Consider the following 18091-nt stretch of genomic DNA (forward strand, 5'->3'; position numbering starts at 1 on the left):
TTACATCTGCCTCAGTAGCCGAGGTAGGATTTGCGGACGTTCTCGTCGTTCTTCACGACGTCCGAGGGACCCGACATCACGACCTTGCCGGTTTCGAGCACATAGGCGTGCGTGGCGAGGTCGAGCGCGAGAGCGGCGTTCTGCTCGACCAGCAGGATGCTCACCTTCTCTTCCTCGTTGATGCGGCGCAGGATGCGGAAGATCTCCAGCACGATCAGCGGCGCCAGGCCGAAGGACGGCTCGTCGAGCAGCATTAGCCGCGGCTTCAGCATCAGGGCGCGGGCGATCGCCAGCATCTGCTGCTCGCCGCCCGACAGCGTGCCGGCCTGCTGCTGGATGCGCTCCTTCAGGCGCGGGAAGTAGACGAAGACGCGTTCCAGCTCGTCCTTCACCGCCTGCTTGTCCTTGCGGGTATAGGCGGCGATGCGGAGATTCTCGTCGACGGTGAGCGTGGTGAAGGTGCCGCGTCCTTCCGGAACGTGGGCGATGCGCTGCCGGACGATCTCTTCCGTCGCCATGCCGCGGATATTCTTGCCGTCGAAACGGATCGTGCCGTCGGTGCGGACCATGTTGCAAATCGCCCGCAGGGTCGTCGTCTTGCCGGCACCGTTGGCGCCCAGCAGCGTCGTGATGCCGCCCATGGGAATTTCGAAGCCGACGTCATAGAGCGACTGGGTCTGGCCATAGAACGCCTTCAGGCCGCTCACCTCGAGAAGTGCAGCCATCACGCCGTCCCCAGGTAGGCGCGGATCACTTCGGGATCGCGCTGAACTTCCGCCGGCGTGCCGTCGGCGATCTTCCTGCCGAAATCGATGGCAACCACCTTGTCCGACACCGACATGACGAGGCTCATGTGATGCTCGACCAGCAGCACGGTGACATGCTGTAGATCGCGAACACGCTTGATCTGGTGCTTCAGCACCTCGATCTCGTCATGGTTCAGGCCGGCCGCCGGCTCGTCGAGCAGGAGCAGCTTGGGGCTGGAGGCCAGCGCGCGCGCCAGCTCGACCCTCTTGCGGATCGGGAATGGCAAGGGCCCTGCCATCGCGCTGGCGAAGGGCGCGAGGTCCATGAAGGACACCAGTTCCTCTGCGCGCCGCGTGATTGCTTCTTCCTCGACCTTGACCTTGGGCACGCGCAACGCGTTCTCGAAGAAGCTGGTCGAGCTCACGCTGTGGCAACCGACCTTCACGTTATCGAGGACCGACATCTTGTCGAACAGGGCGACGTTCTGGAACGTCCGCCCGATACCGATCCTGGGGATGGCATGCCTCGGCTGGTCGAGGATGGTCCTGCCCTCGAACTGCACGTCGCCGGAATTCGGCGTGTAGAGCCTGCTCAGGCAGTTGAACAGTGTGGTCTTCCCAGCGCCGTTGGGCCCGATCAGCCCGGCGATCTGCCCCGGAAAGACGTCGAAGGATACGCCATCGAGCGCGACGATTCCGCCGAACCGGACGGACACGTCGCGCACGCTGAGCAGCGGCGTGCCGCGGGATGAGATTGGTTCTGCCATGAAGATACTGGTTTCGCCGGCCGGCGTATTACACGCGCCGACGTGGCGAAATTACCCTTGCCTCCCAAGTACTTGCGACCCTTCTACGGAGTCTGCATTTAACGAACGATGACGTATCCGGCGGTGGGACGCAACTCAAATGGCGAAGCGCCATGCTTTCGGCGCGATTGCGCCGCACGTTTGCGCGGCTTTGCAGACATTGACACGCCGTCCATTGCAACCGATACGAAAACTCCCCCTCCAAAAGCGGGCTCACCGCCGATGAATCGCATGTTTCGCCCGACCCTGTTTCTCACCGTAGCCTGCATCGCCATTCCGGCGATGGCCCAGACTCCGCCTACGCAGGCATGGCCGCAGAACAGGCCGCCGGGACAGGCCGCCCCGCCGGCCGCTGCCCCCGGCCAGCCCGCCACCCCGCCTGCGGCAGCCGCCACGCCGCCAGGCACAGCCGGTTCGCCCACGGCGTCGACCGCGCCCGTCCCGCTGCCGCAATGGTTCGTCGACATCGACGTCGACAAGAAGGGCGAGGTCACGCGGGCCGACTTCCTGAAGTACCGCATGAAGTCCTTCGAGTCGCTCGACCTCAACAAGGACAACAAGCTGTCGCTCGAGGAGTTCACCAAGGTCGTCGAACCGCCGGCGACGCCGGCCGACGCGCCCGGCCTGCCCCCGCTGGAGGAGCGCCGCAACCGCGCCAAGGCGGAGTTCCAGAATCTCGACACCAATCGCGACGGCTTCCTCGAGCGCGGCGAGGCCGAGGCGGTAGTCCATTCGGAGTTCAACAACTACGACACCGACCGCGACAACAAGGTCACCGAGCCCGAGGTTCGCCTGATCATCCAGCGCTCCATGCAGCGCGAGGCGGCCGAGCGCCAGCAGGCGGAAGCGCGCCGTCGCCAGGGCATGATGACGCTGAACGAGTTCATGGACATGCAGCTGCGGCAGGCCGACGAACTCGACAAGAACAAGGACGGCAAGATCAGCGGACCGGAATATACGGTCCTCGCCGGTCCGGCGGACGGCCCGCAGGCCAAGAACCTGCTGCCCTTCGATATGCGCAAGCAGATCGCCATGCGCAAGTTCGCCGAGATCGACACCAACAAGGACGGCCAGATCGACCGCGTGGAGCTGTCGGCCTATGCGCTGAAACAGTTCGGCGAGATGGACCTGAACAAGGACCGCTTCATCAGCGAGGACGAGTTCAAGAAGGCCCAGGAGGCCGAGGCCGCGAGGGTCCGCGCCATTGTCCAGACGATGATGCCGGCCCAGCCCGCGCAGCCCCGTCCCGCCCAGCCCCAGCCGCGCGGCGGCCAGCCGGCGCCGGCGCCGGCTCCCTCGGGCCCGCCCCCAGGGCTGCCGCAGGGCACGCGCTGAGCGTCCTCGAAATCGAAAGCCGCGGGTCCGAAAGGCCCGCGGCTTTTTCGTGCGCCATCACCGGGCGAGCGCCCTACTCGACGGTGACGCTCTTGGCGAGGTTGCGCGGCTGGTCGACGTCGGTGCCCTTGGCGAGCGCCGTGTAGTACGCAAGCATCTGCACCGGGATCGTGTAGAGAATCGGCGCCACGATCGAATCGACCGCCGGCAGCGTCAGGGAAGCCGCAGCCTGCGATCCCAGGCGGGCCACGCCGGTGGCATCGCTGATCAGCACAAGCTTGCCGCCGCGCGCCTTGACCTGCTCGAAGTTCGATGCGGTCTTGTCGAAGATCGAATCGGAGGGCGCCACCACCACGACCGGCACCAGCTCGTCGATCAGCGCGATAGGACCGTGCTTCATCTCGCCCGCGGCATAGCCCTCTGCGTGGATGTAGGAGATCTCCTTGAGCTTCAGAGCGCCTTCGAGCGCGATCGGAAACGAGGTGCCTCGGCCGAGATAGAGCACGTCGCGCGCTTCGGCGAGGATATCCTCGGAGATCCGCCGGTACTGTTCCTCCAGATTGAGCGCCTCGTTGACCAGCGCCGGCAGCTCGATGAGCGCCAGTGCGATCTTCGCCTCGTCGGCCTCGCTCAGCGTGCCGCGCGCCCGGCCCGCAGCGATCGCGGCGCAGAGCAGGACGGTGAGCTGGGTCGTGAAAGCCTTGGTCGAGGCGACGCCGATCTCTGGCCCCGCCAGGGTCGGCAATACGCCATGCGAATCGCGGGCGATGGCGCTCTCCGGCACGTTGACCACCGCGAGGATGGTCTGCCCATTGGCCTTGGCGTAGCGGATCGCCGCCAGCGTATCGACCGTTTCGCCCGACTGCGAGACGGCGATGCAGACACCGTCCTTGGGCATCGGCGGTTCGCGATAACGCAGCTCGGAGGCGACCTCGACCTCCACCGGCAACCGTGCCAGTTGCTCGAACCAGTACTTGGCGACCATGCAGGCATAGAAAGCCGTACCGCACGCCGTCATGGTGAGGCGACTGACCTTGGCCCAGTCGACCGGTAACGCCGGCAGGGTCACCGTGCGCGTCGCCGGGTTCAGATAGCTGTGCAGCGTGTCGCCGATCACCGCCGGCTGCTCGTGGATCTCCTTCAGCATGAAGTGGCGGTGATTGCCCTTGCCGATCATCGCCCCGGAAATGCCGCTCTGGCGGACCTCGCGCACGACTTCCTGGGTGCCCTGGTAGACCTTCGCCCCGTTCTGGGTGAGCACCACCCAGTCCTCGTCCTCGAGGTAGCTCACCCGCTTGGTGAAGGGCGCCAGCGCCAGCGCATCCGTGCCGATGTACATTTCGCCGTCGCCATAGCCGACGGCCAGAGAGCTGCCGCGGCGCGCGCCCATCAGCAGGTCATGACGACCGCTGAACAACACGGCGAGCGCGAAGGCGCCGCGCAGGCGTGCCATCGCCGCGCCCATCGCCTGCTCCGGCGACATCTGCCGCTCGAGATAGGAGGTGATCAGCTGGGCCACGACCTCGGTGTCTGTGTCGCTGTCGAAACGGCGGCCCTCGGCCTCCATCTCCGCTTTCAGCTCCTGGAAGTTCTCGATGATGCCGTTATGCACGACCGCGACCCGGTCCGTCGCGATCGGATGGGCATTGCGTTCCGAGGGCTTGCCGTGCGTCGCCCAGCGCGTATGGCCGATGCCGATCGTGCCGGTCAGCGGCTCGGCGGCCAGCCGGGCCTCGAGGTTCACCAGCTTGCCTTCGGCCCGGCGGCGGTCGATGTGACCGTTGACCAGGGTGGCGATGCCCGCCGAGTCGTAGCCGCGATATTCCAGCCGCTTCAGCGCGTCGACCAGGAGGGGGGTGACGGGCGCTTTGCCGATGATGCCGATGATGCCGCACATGGGATTCTATCTCGACATTGAAGGGGGGTTATTTCTTGCCGGACTTTTCTGCCGCTGCCTTCTTGAGGGACGCTGCCCGGTCCTTCAGTTTCGCACGAAGCACCGCCGCCCGCCCCTTCTTTGTGACCTGGCGGGCACGGCCGAAGGCCAGCGCATCGGCGGGCACGTCCTCGGTCACCACGCTGCCCGCGGTTACGTTGGCGCCCTTGCCGACCTTGAGCGGGGCAACCAGGGAGCTGTTGGAGCCGATGAACACGTCGGCGCCGATGACCGTGCGGTGCTTGCCGTAGCCGTCGTAGTTCACGGCGATGGTGCCCGCGCCGATGTTGCTGTTCGCGCCGATGTCGGAGTCGCCGAGATAGGCCAGGTGGTTGGCCTTGGCGCCCTTGCCCATGCGCGTGGCCTTCAGTTCCACGAAGTTGCCGATATGGACACCGTCGGCGACCTCCGAGCCCGGTCGGATGCGCGCAAACGGTCCGACCAGCACCCCCCGGCCGATGCGCACGCCCTCGATGTCGCAGAAGGCGTGGATGACGGTGTCGGCCCCGACGGACACGCCGGGACCGAAGCGGACGTTGGGCCCGATCCGGACATCGGTGCCGAACTTCGTGTCGGCCGACAGCCAGACCGTCCCGGGATCGGTCATGGTGACCCCACCCGCCATCGCAGCGGCGCGCAGCCGCTGCTGCAATGCCTGCTCGGCGGCGGCCAGTTCGGCGCGCGAATTCACGCCCAGGAACTCCGCCTCCTCACCCGCCACGGCGATCGCCTTGTGGCCGGCTTCGCGTGCCAGCCGGACCGCGTCGGTGAGGTAGAATTCGCGTTTGGCATTGTCGTTGCGGATCGCACCGAGCAGCGAGGCGATCAGCCTGCCGTCGATGCACATGACGCCGGAATTGGAGAAGGCGACGGTTCGTTCGGTCGCGTCGGCATCCTTGCTCTCGACGATCCTGACCAGCTCACCGTCCTGCACGATCAGCCGGCCGTAGGGCGTGGCATCGCGGGCGACGAAGCCCAGCACGCCGACCGCCGCCTCTGCCCTGGCGCAGGCCGCGACCAGCTTGCGCAGGCTGGCCGTCGTCACCAATGGCGCATCACCGAACACGATCAGGACCGGCCCCTTGTGCCCCTCGAGAGCCTGCAGGGCCGCCTTGGCTGCATGTCCCGTCCCCAGCGGCTTGCTCTGGACCACCGTCGGATGGAGCGCAAAGGCCTTGGCCACCTCGGCGGCGCCGGGCGCGATCACGCCGACGATCCGCGCGGGCTTCAGCGCCTCTGCATTGGCCAATACGTGGGCCAGCATGGGGCGATTGGCCAGGGGATGCAGGACCTTCGGCAGCGCCGATTTCATACGGGTCCCGGCGCCGGCTGCGAGCACGACCACGGCAATGGGTGATTTCATGCCCGTCCGATGCCACGCGACTGGCGGACGGGCAAGGCGGATGTGCTAGAGAAAACGGCATGCAGACAGATGCCGGAAAACTCATCACCGACCGCTTCGAGACCGTCCTGTACGACCTCGACGGCACCCTGATCGACAGCGCGAAAGACATGCAACTCGCCGTCAGCCACGTCCTGGCCGACCACGGGCTGCCGCCGGTGACGGAGGAGGATGTGCGGATCTTCATGGGCCAGGGCAGCAGGGTCACGATGGGCAAGGCTTTCGCCAAGCATGGCCGGTCGCTGGACGACGAGGCCCTGACCGCAGTGACGCGCGAGTTCGTGCGCTATTACGAGGCCGATCCGATCAGCCACACCACCGGCTTTGCCGGCGTCGCCGACGTGGTCGCGACCTTCGCCCGTCTCGGCCTGAAGCAGGGCGTCTGCACCAACAAGTTCGAGAAGCCGTCGCGCATGATCCTCGAGCATCTCAAGCTGATGCCGCCGATCAGCGACGTGGCCGGCGCCGACAGTTTCCCGGTTCGCAAGCCCGACCCGCGCCACATCCTGATGCTGCTGGAACGCATGGGCGGCGATCCGAAGCGCGCCGTCATGATCGGCGATTCGACCCACGACGCCGAGGCCGCGCGCGGCGCCGGAATCCCGGCCGTGCTGGTGAGCTGGGGTTACACGGCCAAGCCCGCCAGCGAGCTGGGCGCCGATGCCGTGATCGACCGTTTCGACGCCCTGCCCGAGGCCTTGGCGCGACTCGCATCGACCCGTTGACGACCACGCGCGGCTGCCCTATACGCGCGCCTTCCGGGCGCTTAGCTCAGCGGGAGAGCACACCCTTCACACGGGTGGGGTCGTAGGTTCAATCCCTACAGCGCCCACCATTATTCCGGAAATCCAGCGTTCCTGCCGCCCCTCGTGCCTTATCGGCATGGGAGGGCGCGAACCTGCGCGTCGAGGGTTGGCAACCGTTTGCACCTGGGAAGGTTGAAGTCCCAGCACAGCAAATGGAGTTGATCATGGAGCGCACCATCGTCGCCCGATTCGAGACACGACGCGACGCCGATCTTGCCGTTGAACACCTCGTTCAGGCGCACGGGGTTGCGCGGACCGACATCTTCATCCGCGCCAAAGGCGAATCGAACTCGGCCGGCACCCGGGCTGCGGGCGCGGACGTCGAGAGTGGCCATGGTCCTCAGACGCGCGGCACGCCGGAACTCGCTGGCGAGATCGAGGTCTCGGTCGACTACCACGGAAGCGAGCCGGAGGTGGTTCGCGAGGCGCTGAAAGAAGCAGGCTCACGGTCGATCAAAGCACAGTGAACGCGGGGCAGCCGCCGTGGACCCGCAAGAGGGCGACACGTAACGTCACTTGGTGTCACCCTCCCCCACCGCACCTTCAGGGACCAGCCCTTCGCGCCGGGCGGTGCTCGCAGGCCTCGTGGCCATCACGGGCTACGGCGGCAGTCGCACCGTCTCGGCCCAGAATGATCCCTGGGCGGCCCTGCGGCGGCCCGGATCCTTTGCGCTCATTCGCCATGCCACGGCGCCTGGCACCAACGACCCGTCGGGCTTTCGCCTGGAGGACTGCGCGACGCAGCGAAACCTGTCGGCCGAGGGCCGGGCGCAAGCCGTCCGTATCGGAAGCCTGTTTCGCGCCAACTCGATTTCCGCCGCCGAGATCTATTCGAGCCAGTGGTGCCGCTGTCTCGACACGGCGAACCTGATGAGCCTGGGCGACGTGCGCCCGCAACCGTTGCTCAACTCTTTCTTTCAGGACCGGACGCGTGAAGCCGGCCAGATCGACGCCTTGCGGCAATGGATCGGCCAGCTCGACCTTACGAAGCCGACGGTGTGCGTGACGCATCAGGTCGTGGTGACGGCAATCAGCCAGATCTTTCCCGGCAGCGGCGAGATCGTTGTGATGCAACGCATGCCGGGCGGCCAGCTCGCGGTCCAGGGACGGCTCCCGACCGCCTGACGGACGCCGGCCCTGCCCCGGACCGCCGAACGCTGCTATGAGCCGGCATTCCGCCTGTCGCGGACACGTGAAAATTCCGCGCATGCGTACGACCAAACCGCCGATCTGGCTGCTGATGATCGCCACCGTCTCCTCGCAGATGGCGCTGACGATCTTCCTGCCCTCGCTGCCAACCATCGCGAACGAGTTGAGCGTCTCCTACGGCACCGCCCAGCTGACGCTCTCGATTTATCTGTTTGCGTTTGCCTTCGCCCAGTTGGCCGTCGGACCGCTGTCGGACAATCTGGGCCGCCGGCCGTTGCTGCTGGGCAGCCTCGTCGTGTTCACGATCGGCAGCGTCTGCTGTGCGATCAGTCCGACGATCGAGACCCTCATCGCCTCGCGCCTGATCCAGGCCTGCGGCGCCTGCGGCGGCGTGGTGCTGGGCCGCGCCATCGTGCGCGACAGCCGGTCCGGTCCCGACGCGCCCCGGGCGATGGGTTACATGGCCTCTTCCATGGCGCTGGCGCCGGCACTCTCGCCGCTGCTGGGCGGCCAGCTGCTGGGCTTCTTCGGGTGGCGCAGCAATTTCTGGTTCACGGCCGCCTGCGGGATCGCCGTGCTGGTCCTGGTCTGGCGAATCGTCGGCGAAACCGCGCCGAAGGCCGCCCCGCGCACGACCGGCGTGGTGCGCGACTATCTCGACGGCTTCGGCGCCGTCCTGCGCGAGCGCCGCTTCATCGGTCTCATGACCGCGACCACCTGCGCCTCGGCCGGCTTCAATGTCTTCTTTTCGGGCGGTCCCATCCTGCTGATCCAGGTCATGGGCGTGGCCGTCGAGACCTTCGGCTGGTTCACTCTCGCCTGGGCCGGCAACTTCGTCCTCGGCAGCCTGGTCTCCAGCCGCCTACAGGGCCGGGTGAAGAGCCTGCTCCTGATCCCGGTGGGCCAGGTCGTACTCACGATCGGCGCCCTGGCGATGATGGCTACGGCCGCGCTGGGCTACGTCACGCCGCTCGCGCTGATCGTGCCGCTGGTCCTGATGGGCTGGGGCAACGGCCTCAACATGCCCAACGCGATGGCGAACGCGCTGTCCGCCGTCCCGGCCAGCCGTGTCGGCGCGGCCTCCGCCCTGATGGGCTTCGTGCAGATGGTGACCGCCGCGGTGCTGACCCTGCTGGTCGGCTACGTGCCGCACGATACGCAAATGAACATCGGCATCGGCGTCGCCATCACCGGCATCGTCGGGCTGGTCGGCTGGTGGACGCTGGTGCGGCGTTCGCCGGCGGGCTGACCGACGCGGCGGCTTCCCGCCGCCAGCCACCCGCTATACCGTTCACCTCGCCGCAACCGGACGACGTGAGACCGCCATGCAATTCATCAACGGTACGGAAAGCCTCGTCGTCGACGCGATCGACGGGCTGTTGCGCAGCAGCGGCGGCGCAAACCTGGCCCGTCTCGATGGCTATCCCGGCATCAAGGTCGTCCTGCGCACCGATCACAAGCCCGGTCGCGTGGCGATCGTCGCGGGCGGCGGATCCGGTCACGAACCGGCGCATGCCTCGTTTGTCGGCAAGGGCCTGCTGACGGCCGCCGTCTGCGGCGAGGTCTTTGCCTCGCCGTCGGTCGACGCCGTGTTCGCGGCGATCATGGCGGTGACGGGCAAGGGCGGCTGCCTCGTCATCTTCAAGAACTACACCGGCGACCGCCTGAACTTCGGTCTCGCCGTGGAACGCGCCCGCGCCCTCGGCAAGCAGGTCGAGGTCGTGATCGTAAAGGACGACATCGCGCTGCCACACCTTCCCCAACCGCGCGGCATCGCCGGCGTCATGTTCGTCGAGAAGGTCGCCGGCCACTATGCCGAACAGGGCGCGAACCTGAAGACCGTCGCCGCCATGGCCAGAAAGGCCGCAGACCAGGTGGTGTCGCTCGGCATTTCGCTCTCCTCCTGCACGCTGCCGGGCATCGGCCGCGAAGACCGGGTGCCAGATGGCAAGGCCGAACTCGGCCTCGGCCTCCATGGCGAACCGGGCGTCGACCTGGTGAATTTCGAGGGCGCGCGCCAGGCCGCTCGCGTGCTCGTCGACCGCCTCTTCGCGGCGGCAAGGCCGGCGCGCGCCTATGCCCTTCTGGTCAACAATCTCGGGTCCACGACCGCACTGGAGATAAACCTGCTCACCAACGAGGTGCTGGCCAGCCGCCGCGGTGCCAAGATCAAACTGGTGCTGGGCCCGGCCACGCTGGTGTCCTCCCTCGACATGCATGGCTTCTCGCTGAGCCTTCTGCCCCTGACGCCCGAATTCGAGAAGGCGCTGCTGTCGCCGGCCAGCCCGCTGGTCTGGCCGAAGATCCGCACCCACGTGAAGCCAAAGCTCGCGAAGCTGCCGCGGGAGCTGAAGAGGAAGCCCGTCAGGGCGAGCCGGAACCCGTCGTTGAGCGCGCTGGTGAGCCGGGCTTGCGACATCCTCATTGCCGCCGAGGGAAAACTCAACACACTCGACGCCAAGGTGGGCGATGGAGATACCGGTTCGACCGTCGCCACCGCCGCCCGTCACCTGCAGGCGGCGCTGCCCCTGATGCCGCTCGCCAGGCTCGACCGTTTCTTTGAGGCAACGAGCGAGGCGCTCGCCCGCTCGATGGGCGGATCCTCGGGCGTTCTGCTCGCCATCTTCTTCTCGGCCGCGAGCCAGTCCGCATCGGGTGGTGCGAGCTGGCGGAATTCATTGTCGGCCGGCCTCGCGAAGATGATGGCCTATGGCGGTGCCAAGCCCGGCGACCGCACCATGATCGACGCCATCGCCCCGGCCCTCGCGGCCCTGTCGAGCAGCCTCGACGAAGCCGCGAAGGCTGCACGCGCCGGTGCCGACGCCACCGCCCGAATGCAGTCGGCCCGCGCCGGCCGCTCCACTTATGTCTCGTCCTCGCATCTCCAGGGCGTTCCGGATCCGGGAGCGGAAGCCGTCGCCATATTGCTGGAAGGTCTGGCGAGGGGTTGAGTCGCTTGGACCCGAGGCTTCCAGTATCTTGCGCAGTCGCTCCTTCCGGTAGCTCATCGAACAAATGACGACGAACACGCTGTCCCTCCGGCCCGGTGACCGTATCCCCGACTTCGTGCTGCCGGGGCTCGACGGCAAGCTGCGGAAGTTCGTCTGGTCGTTCACCGGCGACCCTGTGGCACTGCTCACGGTGGCCGATCTCTCCGCCCTCGATGCCGCGCAGTTCGCGTCCATGCGCGAGGCCTGCGCCGCGGCCTCGACGAAGCTCGTCGTGGTCGCCGGCAATCCGGTCGCGGCGGCCGGTCCGCTCTGGAAGAAGCTCGGCGCCGAGCCTGAGGAGCCGCTGCTGCTGTGCGACGAGAAGGGCCAGTTCCTGCCGGCATTTCTCGCCCAGGCCGGCGCGGTGTCGTTCGGCCAGGGCATGGGCCTGCGCCAGCGCGTGATCGCGCTCGACCCCAACCTGCGGGTCGCGACCACGTTCGACACGCGCGCCCTGCTGGCCGCCGCCGAGACGATCCGGGACGTTTCCGACTCCATACGTGCCGACCGTGGCGCCGACCTGCGTCTGACCACGGCGATGGCGCCCGTGCTGGTCCTGCCGCGCGTCTTCGAGCCGGACTTCTGCACCCAGCTCATCCGGCTGTGGGGCAAGGGCGACCACAAGGATTCGGGCGTCTCGAGCCGCTACGGCAACATCGACATGGCGGCCCTGAAGCGCACCGAGGATTACACGATCGTCGAGCCGATGATGCTGAAGGCCGTGTCGGACCGCCTCGCCTATCGCATCGGCCCCGAACTCACCAAGGTCTTCGCCTTCGATCGCGAGTTCACCTTCGATGCGCATGTCGTGCTGTCGTACAGCGCCGAGGGCCGGCACTTCTTCGCCGCGCATCGCGACAATGGCGCGCCTGCTACGGCCGATCGCGCCTTCGCCGTGTCGCTGAACCTCAACGACGATTTCGAGGGCGGTGAGTTGGTCTTCCCGGAATATGCCGCCGTCAAGGTCAGCCCGCCCGCAGGGGCAGCGGCGGTCTTCTCCTGCTCCCTCCTGCACGCGGTGGGCCCCGTCACCCGGGGCCGCCGCTACGCGCTCACGACCTTCTTCCGCCAGAAGCGCTGAGCGGGATCAGGCGTCCCCTCAGGCCACGGCCGCCGGGATCCAGCTCTTTTTCTCGCCCGCATAAGCGGCGCCGGGATTGCCGTGCACCGTCGTGCGCCACATCAATCGGCCTTCGCGCTCGCCGTCGAACCAGGTCGCGGCATGGACGAGGCAGCGATTATCCCAGATCAGGAGATCGCCCTCGGTCCATTCGTGGGCGTAGCAGAAGCGACGCTCCGTATAGTGCGCCATGATCTCGTCGAGCAGCGCCGCGCCCGCGCCGTGGGGGCCGGGTTCCATGCCCGCGAACGGCCCCTCGAACCAGTCCATCTGGCCCCATTCACAGAGGTAGAGCGACTTCTCCCCCGTTACCGGATGGGCGCGCACGACCGGCTGCGGCTGCGAACGCTCGTGCGGCGCGAAGGCGCGTGGCGTGCGCCCGGCCAAGGCCGCCTCGCGCGACCGGCCGGTGCCTGGCTGGGCGTGCAGGCCGACCAGGGTTTCGACCTTCTCCTTCAGCGCCGGTGGCAGGGCTTGGTAGGCAAGGATGCCGTTGGCGAACAGCGTCTGGCCGGTGTCGCGCTGCGCGGGCGTCACGGCATAAAAAAGCGAAATGTCGGGCGGCGGCCGGCGATAGCTCTGGTCGGTGTGCCAGCCCATGCGGTGGGGATACTGGGTCGGAATCAGGCCGTCGGCCGCCAGCGGCGGTTCGGGGCGCCTGGGCGGCGCCTTGGAAACCGGCGGCATGTTGGACACCAGCAGGATCTCCGGCACCGAGACATGGACCGACTTCAGGTCCGTGAGCGTGTGGCGGTAATCCTCGACCTCGGGGCCGAAGACGCGGCTGAGGCGGATGAGCAGGTCGGGATCGTCGGAGATCCCGTTCATGCCCTGGATCAGCAGCAGCCCCTTCGCCTCGGCCAGCGCCGCCGGGAGGGCCTTCGGATCGCTCTCGGCGGACGCCACGATCTTCGCGGCATCGCCGTCCAGTCGCAGCGTTGCGCCAAAGGATGCGCCCGGAAGCGGCGCCTCGCGTGTGATGTTCATGCCCATCCTCATGCCAGTGTCGTGCCAAGCCTCAGGAGCGTTGCCCCGCATAGGGATCGTTGACCCCGTCGAGCGGCCAGATCGGCCGCCGCAGCTTGGTGAACTTCAGCCGCGAGATGTCCGGCGAGCAGATGCCGCCGGAATCCACGAGCACGACCTCGCGGGCGATCGGCGCATAGGCCGCCCGGAAGTGCTGGACGCTCTTCACCACCACCACGCTCTTGGTGCGCGGGTCGATGCCCTGGCTCAGGAAGACCTGCAGGTCGATGGTCTGGATGCGGTTCGAAATGGTGACCACGTCGATGCCGCCGATGCGCAGCACCGCGGTCGGTCCCATCGACGTCTCGACACCGGCATTCATCGGCCCGTCGTTCTTGAACGAACCGTCCGACAGCATCTTCACGAGCGCGCGAGCCTTCACCGGTACCCCCATCGAGGGATCGGTATGGCCGCCCAGCTCGACATCGATCTCCGCGCCGACACCGGACTTGATCGCCTGCTGCACCGTGCCGGGATCGTAGATCGTGCCGAAGGCCACGTTCTCGACCTGGGCGTCGATCAGCGCCTGCAGGACCGGCGTCGTGTCGTTGTAGCCGCCGCCCCCCGGATTGTCGGTCCCGTCGGCCACGACCAGCGGTCCCTCCTCGCCGGCGCCGGCCTTGGCGGCGGCAATGGCCTCGGCCACCGGGCGGAAGTTCGAGGTGTTCTCGGTGCGGCGCTTCCATATCTCGTCGAGGATCGCGGCAGCCGCTTCCTTCGCCCGGCCTTCGGCGCCCGGCTCGTGGCTCACCGCAATCGACGGCCCGGTATAGGGAATGTCGGCCCACGTGAAGCCCGCCTGGACGCTGACCACGTTGATGCCCGGCTCCTTCTCGAAGGCGTCGGCCTTGGCCAGCAGATCGCGCATCAGGCCGGGCTGCGTGGTCTTGCCGGAATCGGCGCCCTGCAGCATGGCGGGCTGGACCAGCAGGCACGTGGGCTTCTTGCGGCCCTCCAACGTCTCCTGCACGAGCGCCGCGGCCTGCACGGCACGCTCGTAGCCGTCGATGTGCGGATAGGTGCGATAGCTCACCAGCGCATTGGCGTGCCGGGCCATCTTCACCGTGGCATTGGCGTGCAGGTCGAGCGTGGCAACGATGGGAATGTCCGCACCGACGATGCCACGCAGCGCCTCGAGCAGCGCGCCCTCGGCATCGTCCTCGGTTTCCGTGACGGCCGCGCCGTGCAGCGACAGGCAGATCGCGTCGAGCTTGCCGGCCTTCTTAGCCGCGTCGAGGATCAGGTCGCGGATATGCTCCCAGGTCTCCTTCGTGAGCTTGCCGGAGGGCGTGGCGTTGGCGGCCGCCGCCCAGACCGGTTCCCAGCCGTACTTCTTCACCGAATCGATATAGCCGCCGACCTCGTTCTTGGTGCCGGTGAAGCGCGGCACCATCTCGTCGCCCTCGATCAGCCAGCGCTTGCGGTAATCCTCCAGCGTCGTCTTGAGTTTGCTGAAGGTGTTGGTCTCGTGCATGAACTGCGCGATCAGGACGCGGTACGCCATCTCTCTACTCCTACACTCGACGCTTACAGCTTGGCCGTCTTGAGCCACTCGGCCTGGCCCTCTTCCCCGTCGACGCCCATCGACTCGAGGAAGCGGCAGACCATCATGTAATAGCCGATGGTCAGGGTGAGTTCGACCAGCGCGCCCGGCGTCAGGAAGGCCTGCACGGCCTTCAGCGTCTTGTCCGACGCGCGGACGTTGCGCACCACGTCGTCGGTGTAGCGCAGCACGGCTTTTTCGTTGTCGGTGAAGGCCGGCGCCTCGATGGTGGCGTCGCGCAGGGCGGCGATCTTCTCCTCGCTCACGCCGACCTCGCGGCCGATTCGCTCGTGCTGGAACACTTCGTAGGCAGTCCGGCTCAGGCGGCCGACGCGGACGATGGCCAGTTCGCGCAGCACCGGGTCGAGCTCGCAGCGATACAGCAGCCCGTTGCCCATGCGCAGGAAGCCCTTCGCGCCCTGCTCGGAGTTGGCCAGCATCCGGTAGATGTTGAGCATGGGGTTGAGCTTGCCGAGCAGCTCGGCATGCTTGCCCGTGGCGTTTTCGACTTCGTAGTACGGAATGCGCGGCATAGGGGTCCTCTCTTCAGGCCGCAAACCTGAAGGGAACCCCTTGCGCGGTCAACGCCGCTTCAGATCCAGCCGCGACTGACGAGCGGATTTAGCCAGCGGCCCCACGGACCGGTCAGCACGATGGGATTTTCGACGACGATCAGCGCGATACACGGTTCGCCCGGGTCGGCAATCGGCTCGTGCCGTTGCCCGCCCGGCCCGACCGCAAAATCGCCGACGCCGTAATTGCCGGTCTCGTCCGTATAACCGCCTTGCAGGACGACCGTATATTCATAGCCGGCGTGCTTGTGCTCGGGCAGGCCCCTCCCCGATTCAAGGCGCAGCAGCGAAACGCGATGGAAGTCACCCGGCATGTCGAGGCGGATCTCGTCGAACTTTCCCATGACCCGTCGCCAATCCATGCCGGGCCGCAGGTGCGGCACCAAGGGCGCCGGCGCCCAGCCGAAGGCCGGATGACGCCGGTCCGCGGGGCCAGGGCGCGGCTCGACGGGCACCTCGTCGAGACGCGCCAGCGCCTGTTCCAGCGCGGCAGCGTCTTGTGCGCCGCCGACGTCCGGCACTGGCTCGCGGTCGATCAGGGCACCGCCAACGGCATTCAGCCGGTCGACCGTGCGCTGCGACCGAGGGTCCAGCGCGACATGCAGGGCCACGGCGAGGGCCGGCCCGTCCGGTAGCGCGCCCGCGGCATAATCGAGCAGAAGTTCGTCGGGCGCCGGATGGCGGCTCATGGCTCGTCTTTCTCCAGTGCTTCCCGCAGGCGGGCCAACGCCAGGCGGATACGCGACTTCACCGTCCCGAGGGGCAACTTCAGCTCCTCGGCGATGGCCGTGTGGGTCTTGTCCTCGAAGAACGCCTTCTCGATCACCACCAGCTGATCGGCAGACAGCCCCCCGAGTAACTCCTTCATCCGCGTATACGTCTGCCCGGCGAGAACGGATTTGTCGGCGCCGTCGTCTTCCGGTGCAAAAACCGTGAGCCAATCGTCGGTATCGATCGCAGGCCGGTTGTTGCGCCGCAGGTGATCGATCCGCTTGTTGCGGGCGATGGTATAGAGCCACGTGGACGCCGAGGCCTTGGTCCTGTCGAAACTGGCAGCCTTGCGCCAGACCATGATCAGCGCTTCCTGCGCAACCTCCTGTGCCGCCTCGGGATCGGCCCCGCTGCGCATGATGAAGGCCTTCACGCGGGGTGCGAAATACTGGAACAGGCGTGCGAACGCCGCGCGATCCTGGCGGGTCGCGATGGCTTCGATCAGGTCTGCGGCCTCTTCGGCTGAAAGCATCGGGCGGGAACCTACCCCGGCCGGCCCTGCGCACCCAAATCCCAGAACAGGCCGGTCATCAGCCTGAGCCCGTCGCGGGCCACCGGCGCCAGCAGGTGCTCATCGGGGGCATGCTGCGAGCAGGCGGCGTAGGAATGCGGCACCCAGACGGTGGGCAGGCCGAGAATGTCGGTGAACACCTCGTTGGGCAGCGAACCGCCCAGATTGGGTAGCATGTTCGGCTTCTGGCCCGCCGTCTTCTCGATCGAGCCGGAGGCGAACTTCGCCCAGGGGTTCTCGGGATCGAGGCGCGTCGCGCTCATGATCACGTCGCGCGCCTGCTCGATCTCGATCATGCCGAAGCCGTGCCGGTCGAGATGACGGCGCAGCGCCGGGATGATGTCGTGCGGGTCGGTGCCGACCACGAAGCGCAGCTGGCAGTAGGCGACGGCACTGGGCGGGATCGCATTGACGGGGCGGTCGGGGTTGCCGGTCTTGAAGGCCAGGATCTCGAAGCTGTTCCAGCCGAACACGCGCTCGACCGGGGTCAGCGACTTCTCGCCCCAGTCCTCGTTGATCTCCGGCGCGCCTTCGCCCGCATCGGGATGGGCGTCGGCCAGCGCCGCCCGGATCGAATTGGTCAGCGTCGTGGGCCGCCACTCGGGCACTTTGATCTGCCCGCGCTCGTCGGTGATCGTGGCCAGGGCATGGGCCATGATGATGCCGGGATTGGCCAGCAGGCCGCCCCAGTTGCCCGAATGGTGGCCGCCCTCGCGCATGGTGAGCGAGAGGTTGAAATTCAGCGTGCCGCGCGTGCCGCCGAAGATGGTCGGCCGGCGATGATCGAGCCGCGGCCCGTCCGATGCAATCAGGGCATCGGCCTTGAGAGCCTGCTTGTTGGCCTTGCAGAAGTCCGCGAGGCCGGGGGACCCCGTTTCCTCGCCGGTCTCGATCAGGATCGTCGAATTGAAGCCCAGCGAGCCGCGCTCCTGCATGACCGAGGCCAGGGCGGCGATGTTGATCGTGTGCTGGCCCTTGTTGTCGGCCGTGCCGCGGCCATACATCTTGTCGCCCTCGATCACGATCTTCCAGGGCGACAGGCCGGTGCGCCACTGCTCCTCCTGGCCACGGATCACGTCGCCATGGCCGTAGGTGAGCACGGTCGGCTTGGACGGGTCCTCGACCCGGCGAGCGATCAGGAACGGCCCGTATTCGCTGCGCGGGTTGGGCAGGACAGTGCAGTCGTAGCCCAGCTTCTGCAGCGATTCCGTCATCTCCCCAGAGACATACGCCTGCAGGGCCGGCATGGAATCGGCCTCCTGGCTGGTCGTCGGAATGGCGACCCGGCGCTGCAGCTCATCGAGGAAGCCGCCCTCGTCGAAATATTTCTCTGCGCGGGCGATCGCCCCATCCCGTGTGCCGGTCATGCTTTCCCTTG

At 67.1% G+C, this 18091-nt stretch carries 17 protein-coding genes and 1 tRNA gene; 8 read left to right on the top strand and 10 right to left on the bottom strand.

What is annotated here, in order from left to right:
* Positions 1-11 precede the first annotated feature (11 nt).
* Together ACO07I_RS05290 and ACO07I_RS05295 are read right to left on the bottom strand one after the other, a co-directional pair.
* Positions 12-725 (bottom strand): ABC transporter ATP-binding protein, encoded by a 714-nt coding sequence (locus tag ACO07I_RS05290; RefSeq protein ID WP_298309544.1) that lies wholly within the window; start codon positions 723-725, stop codon positions 12-14.
* Positions 725-1513, bottom strand: coding sequence for an ABC transporter ATP-binding protein (locus ACO07I_RS05295; protein ID WP_422015046.1), 789 nt, complete (start codon positions 1511-1513; stop codon positions 725-727). The genes ACO07I_RS05290 and ACO07I_RS05295 overlap by 1 nt, the downstream gene beginning before the upstream one ends.
* Before the next feature lie 270 nt (positions 1514-1783).
* Here ACO07I_RS05295 and ACO07I_RS05300 point away from each other — a divergent pair, with 270 nt between their 5' ends.
* Entirely contained in the window at positions 1784-2887 is a 1104-nt protein-coding gene (locus ACO07I_RS05300; RefSeq protein ID WP_422015048.1) for a hypothetical protein, read from the top strand.
* A 73-nt stretch (positions 2888-2960) separates the two neighbouring features.
* Here the strand turns inward: ACO07I_RS05300 and glmS are convergent, their stop codons facing one another.
* Both glmS and glmU read right to left on the bottom strand, forming a co-directional pair.
* Complete coding sequence (gene glmS, locus ACO07I_RS05305) at positions 2961-4784, bottom strand: glutamine--fructose-6-phosphate transaminase (isomerizing) (RefSeq protein WP_422015050.1); 1824 nt, start codon at positions 4782-4784, stop codon at positions 2961-2963.
* A 28-nt stretch (positions 4785-4812) separates the two neighbouring features.
* Positions 4813-6186, bottom strand: coding sequence for a bifunctional UDP-N-acetylglucosamine diphosphorylase/glucosamine-1-phosphate N-acetyltransferase GlmU (glmU, locus tag ACO07I_RS05310; RefSeq protein WP_422015052.1), 1374 nt, complete (start codon positions 6184-6186; stop codon positions 4813-4815).
* A 59-nt stretch (positions 6187-6245) separates the two neighbouring features.
* Between glmU and ACO07I_RS05315 the strand changes: the two genes are divergently transcribed.
* From ACO07I_RS05315 to ACO07I_RS05345, 7 genes are all read left to right on the top strand, one after another.
* Complete coding sequence (locus ACO07I_RS05315) at positions 6246-6950, top strand: HAD-IA family hydrolase (protein WP_422015054.1); 705 nt, start codon at positions 6246-6248, stop codon at positions 6948-6950.
* A 35-nt stretch (positions 6951-6985) separates the two neighbouring features.
* Positions 6986-7060 (top strand) — tRNA-Val (locus ACO07I_RS05320).
* A 135-nt stretch (positions 7061-7195) separates the two neighbouring features.
* Complete coding sequence (locus ACO07I_RS05325) at positions 7196-7498, top strand: hypothetical protein (RefSeq protein ID WP_422015056.1); 303 nt, start codon at positions 7196-7198, stop codon at positions 7496-7498.
* A 103-nt stretch (positions 7499-7601) separates the two neighbouring features.
* Positions 7602-8156, top strand: coding sequence for a histidine phosphatase family protein (locus ACO07I_RS05330; RefSeq protein ID WP_422015058.1), 555 nt, complete (start codon positions 7602-7604; stop codon positions 8154-8156).
* A gap of 82 nt (positions 8157-8238) precedes the next feature.
* A complete protein-coding gene (locus ACO07I_RS05335; RefSeq protein WP_422015060.1) occupies positions 8239-9429 on the top strand; it encodes a multidrug effflux MFS transporter in 1191 nt (396 codons plus the stop codon).
* A 76-nt stretch (positions 9430-9505) separates the two neighbouring features.
* The gene (locus ACO07I_RS05340) at positions 9506-11131 is read left to right on the top strand and encodes a dihydroxyacetone kinase subunit DhaK (protein WP_422015062.1); all 1626 of its coding nucleotides are present in this window, start codon (positions 9506-9508) and stop codon (positions 11129-11131) included.
* 64 nt (positions 11132-11195) lie between these two features.
* Positions 11196-12251: a prolyl hydroxylase family protein gene (locus tag ACO07I_RS05345; RefSeq protein WP_422015063.1), complete on the top strand. Its 1056-nt coding sequence runs from the start codon at positions 11196-11198 to the stop codon at positions 12249-12251.
* Positions 12252-12269: 18 nt separating this feature from the next.
* Here the strand turns inward: ACO07I_RS05345 and ACO07I_RS05350 are convergent, their stop codons facing one another.
* The 6 genes from ACO07I_RS05350 to ACO07I_RS05375 are packed head-to-tail and all read right to left on the bottom strand — an operon-like array spanning position 12270 to position 18080.
* On the bottom strand, positions 12270-13277 hold the full coding sequence (locus tag ACO07I_RS05350; RefSeq protein WP_422015065.1) for a TauD/TfdA dioxygenase family protein: 1008 nt from the start codon (positions 13275-13277) through the stop codon (positions 12270-12272).
* A 31-nt stretch (positions 13278-13308) separates the two neighbouring features.
* On the bottom strand, positions 13309-14820 hold the full coding sequence (locus tag ACO07I_RS05355) for a M81 family metallopeptidase (RefSeq protein ID WP_422015067.1): 1512 nt from the start codon (positions 14818-14820) through the stop codon (positions 13309-13311).
* Positions 14821-14843: 23 nt separating this feature from the next.
* Positions 14844-15392 (bottom strand): carboxymuconolactone decarboxylase family protein, encoded by a 549-nt coding sequence (locus tag ACO07I_RS05360; protein WP_422015069.1) that lies wholly within the window; start codon positions 15390-15392, stop codon positions 14844-14846.
* 59 nt (positions 15393-15451) lie between these two features.
* A complete protein-coding gene (locus ACO07I_RS05365) occupies positions 15452-16120 on the bottom strand; it encodes a ChrR family anti-sigma-E factor (protein WP_422015071.1) in 669 nt (222 codons plus the stop codon).
* On the bottom strand, positions 16117-16674 hold the full coding sequence (locus ACO07I_RS05370; RefSeq protein WP_422015073.1) for a sigma-70 family RNA polymerase sigma factor: 558 nt from the start codon (positions 16672-16674) through the stop codon (positions 16117-16119). The genes ACO07I_RS05365 and ACO07I_RS05370 overlap by 4 nt, the downstream gene beginning before the upstream one ends.
* 11 nt (positions 16675-16685) lie before the next feature.
* Positions 16686-18080, bottom strand: coding sequence for a M20 family metallopeptidase (locus ACO07I_RS05375; protein WP_422015075.1), 1395 nt, complete (start codon positions 18078-18080; stop codon positions 16686-16688).
* Positions 18081-18091 lie beyond the last annotated feature (11 nt).

Source organism: Reyranella sp. (assembly GCF_965227665.1).
Classification (GTDB): Bacteria; Pseudomonadota; Alphaproteobacteria; order Reyranellales; family Reyranellaceae; genus Reyranella.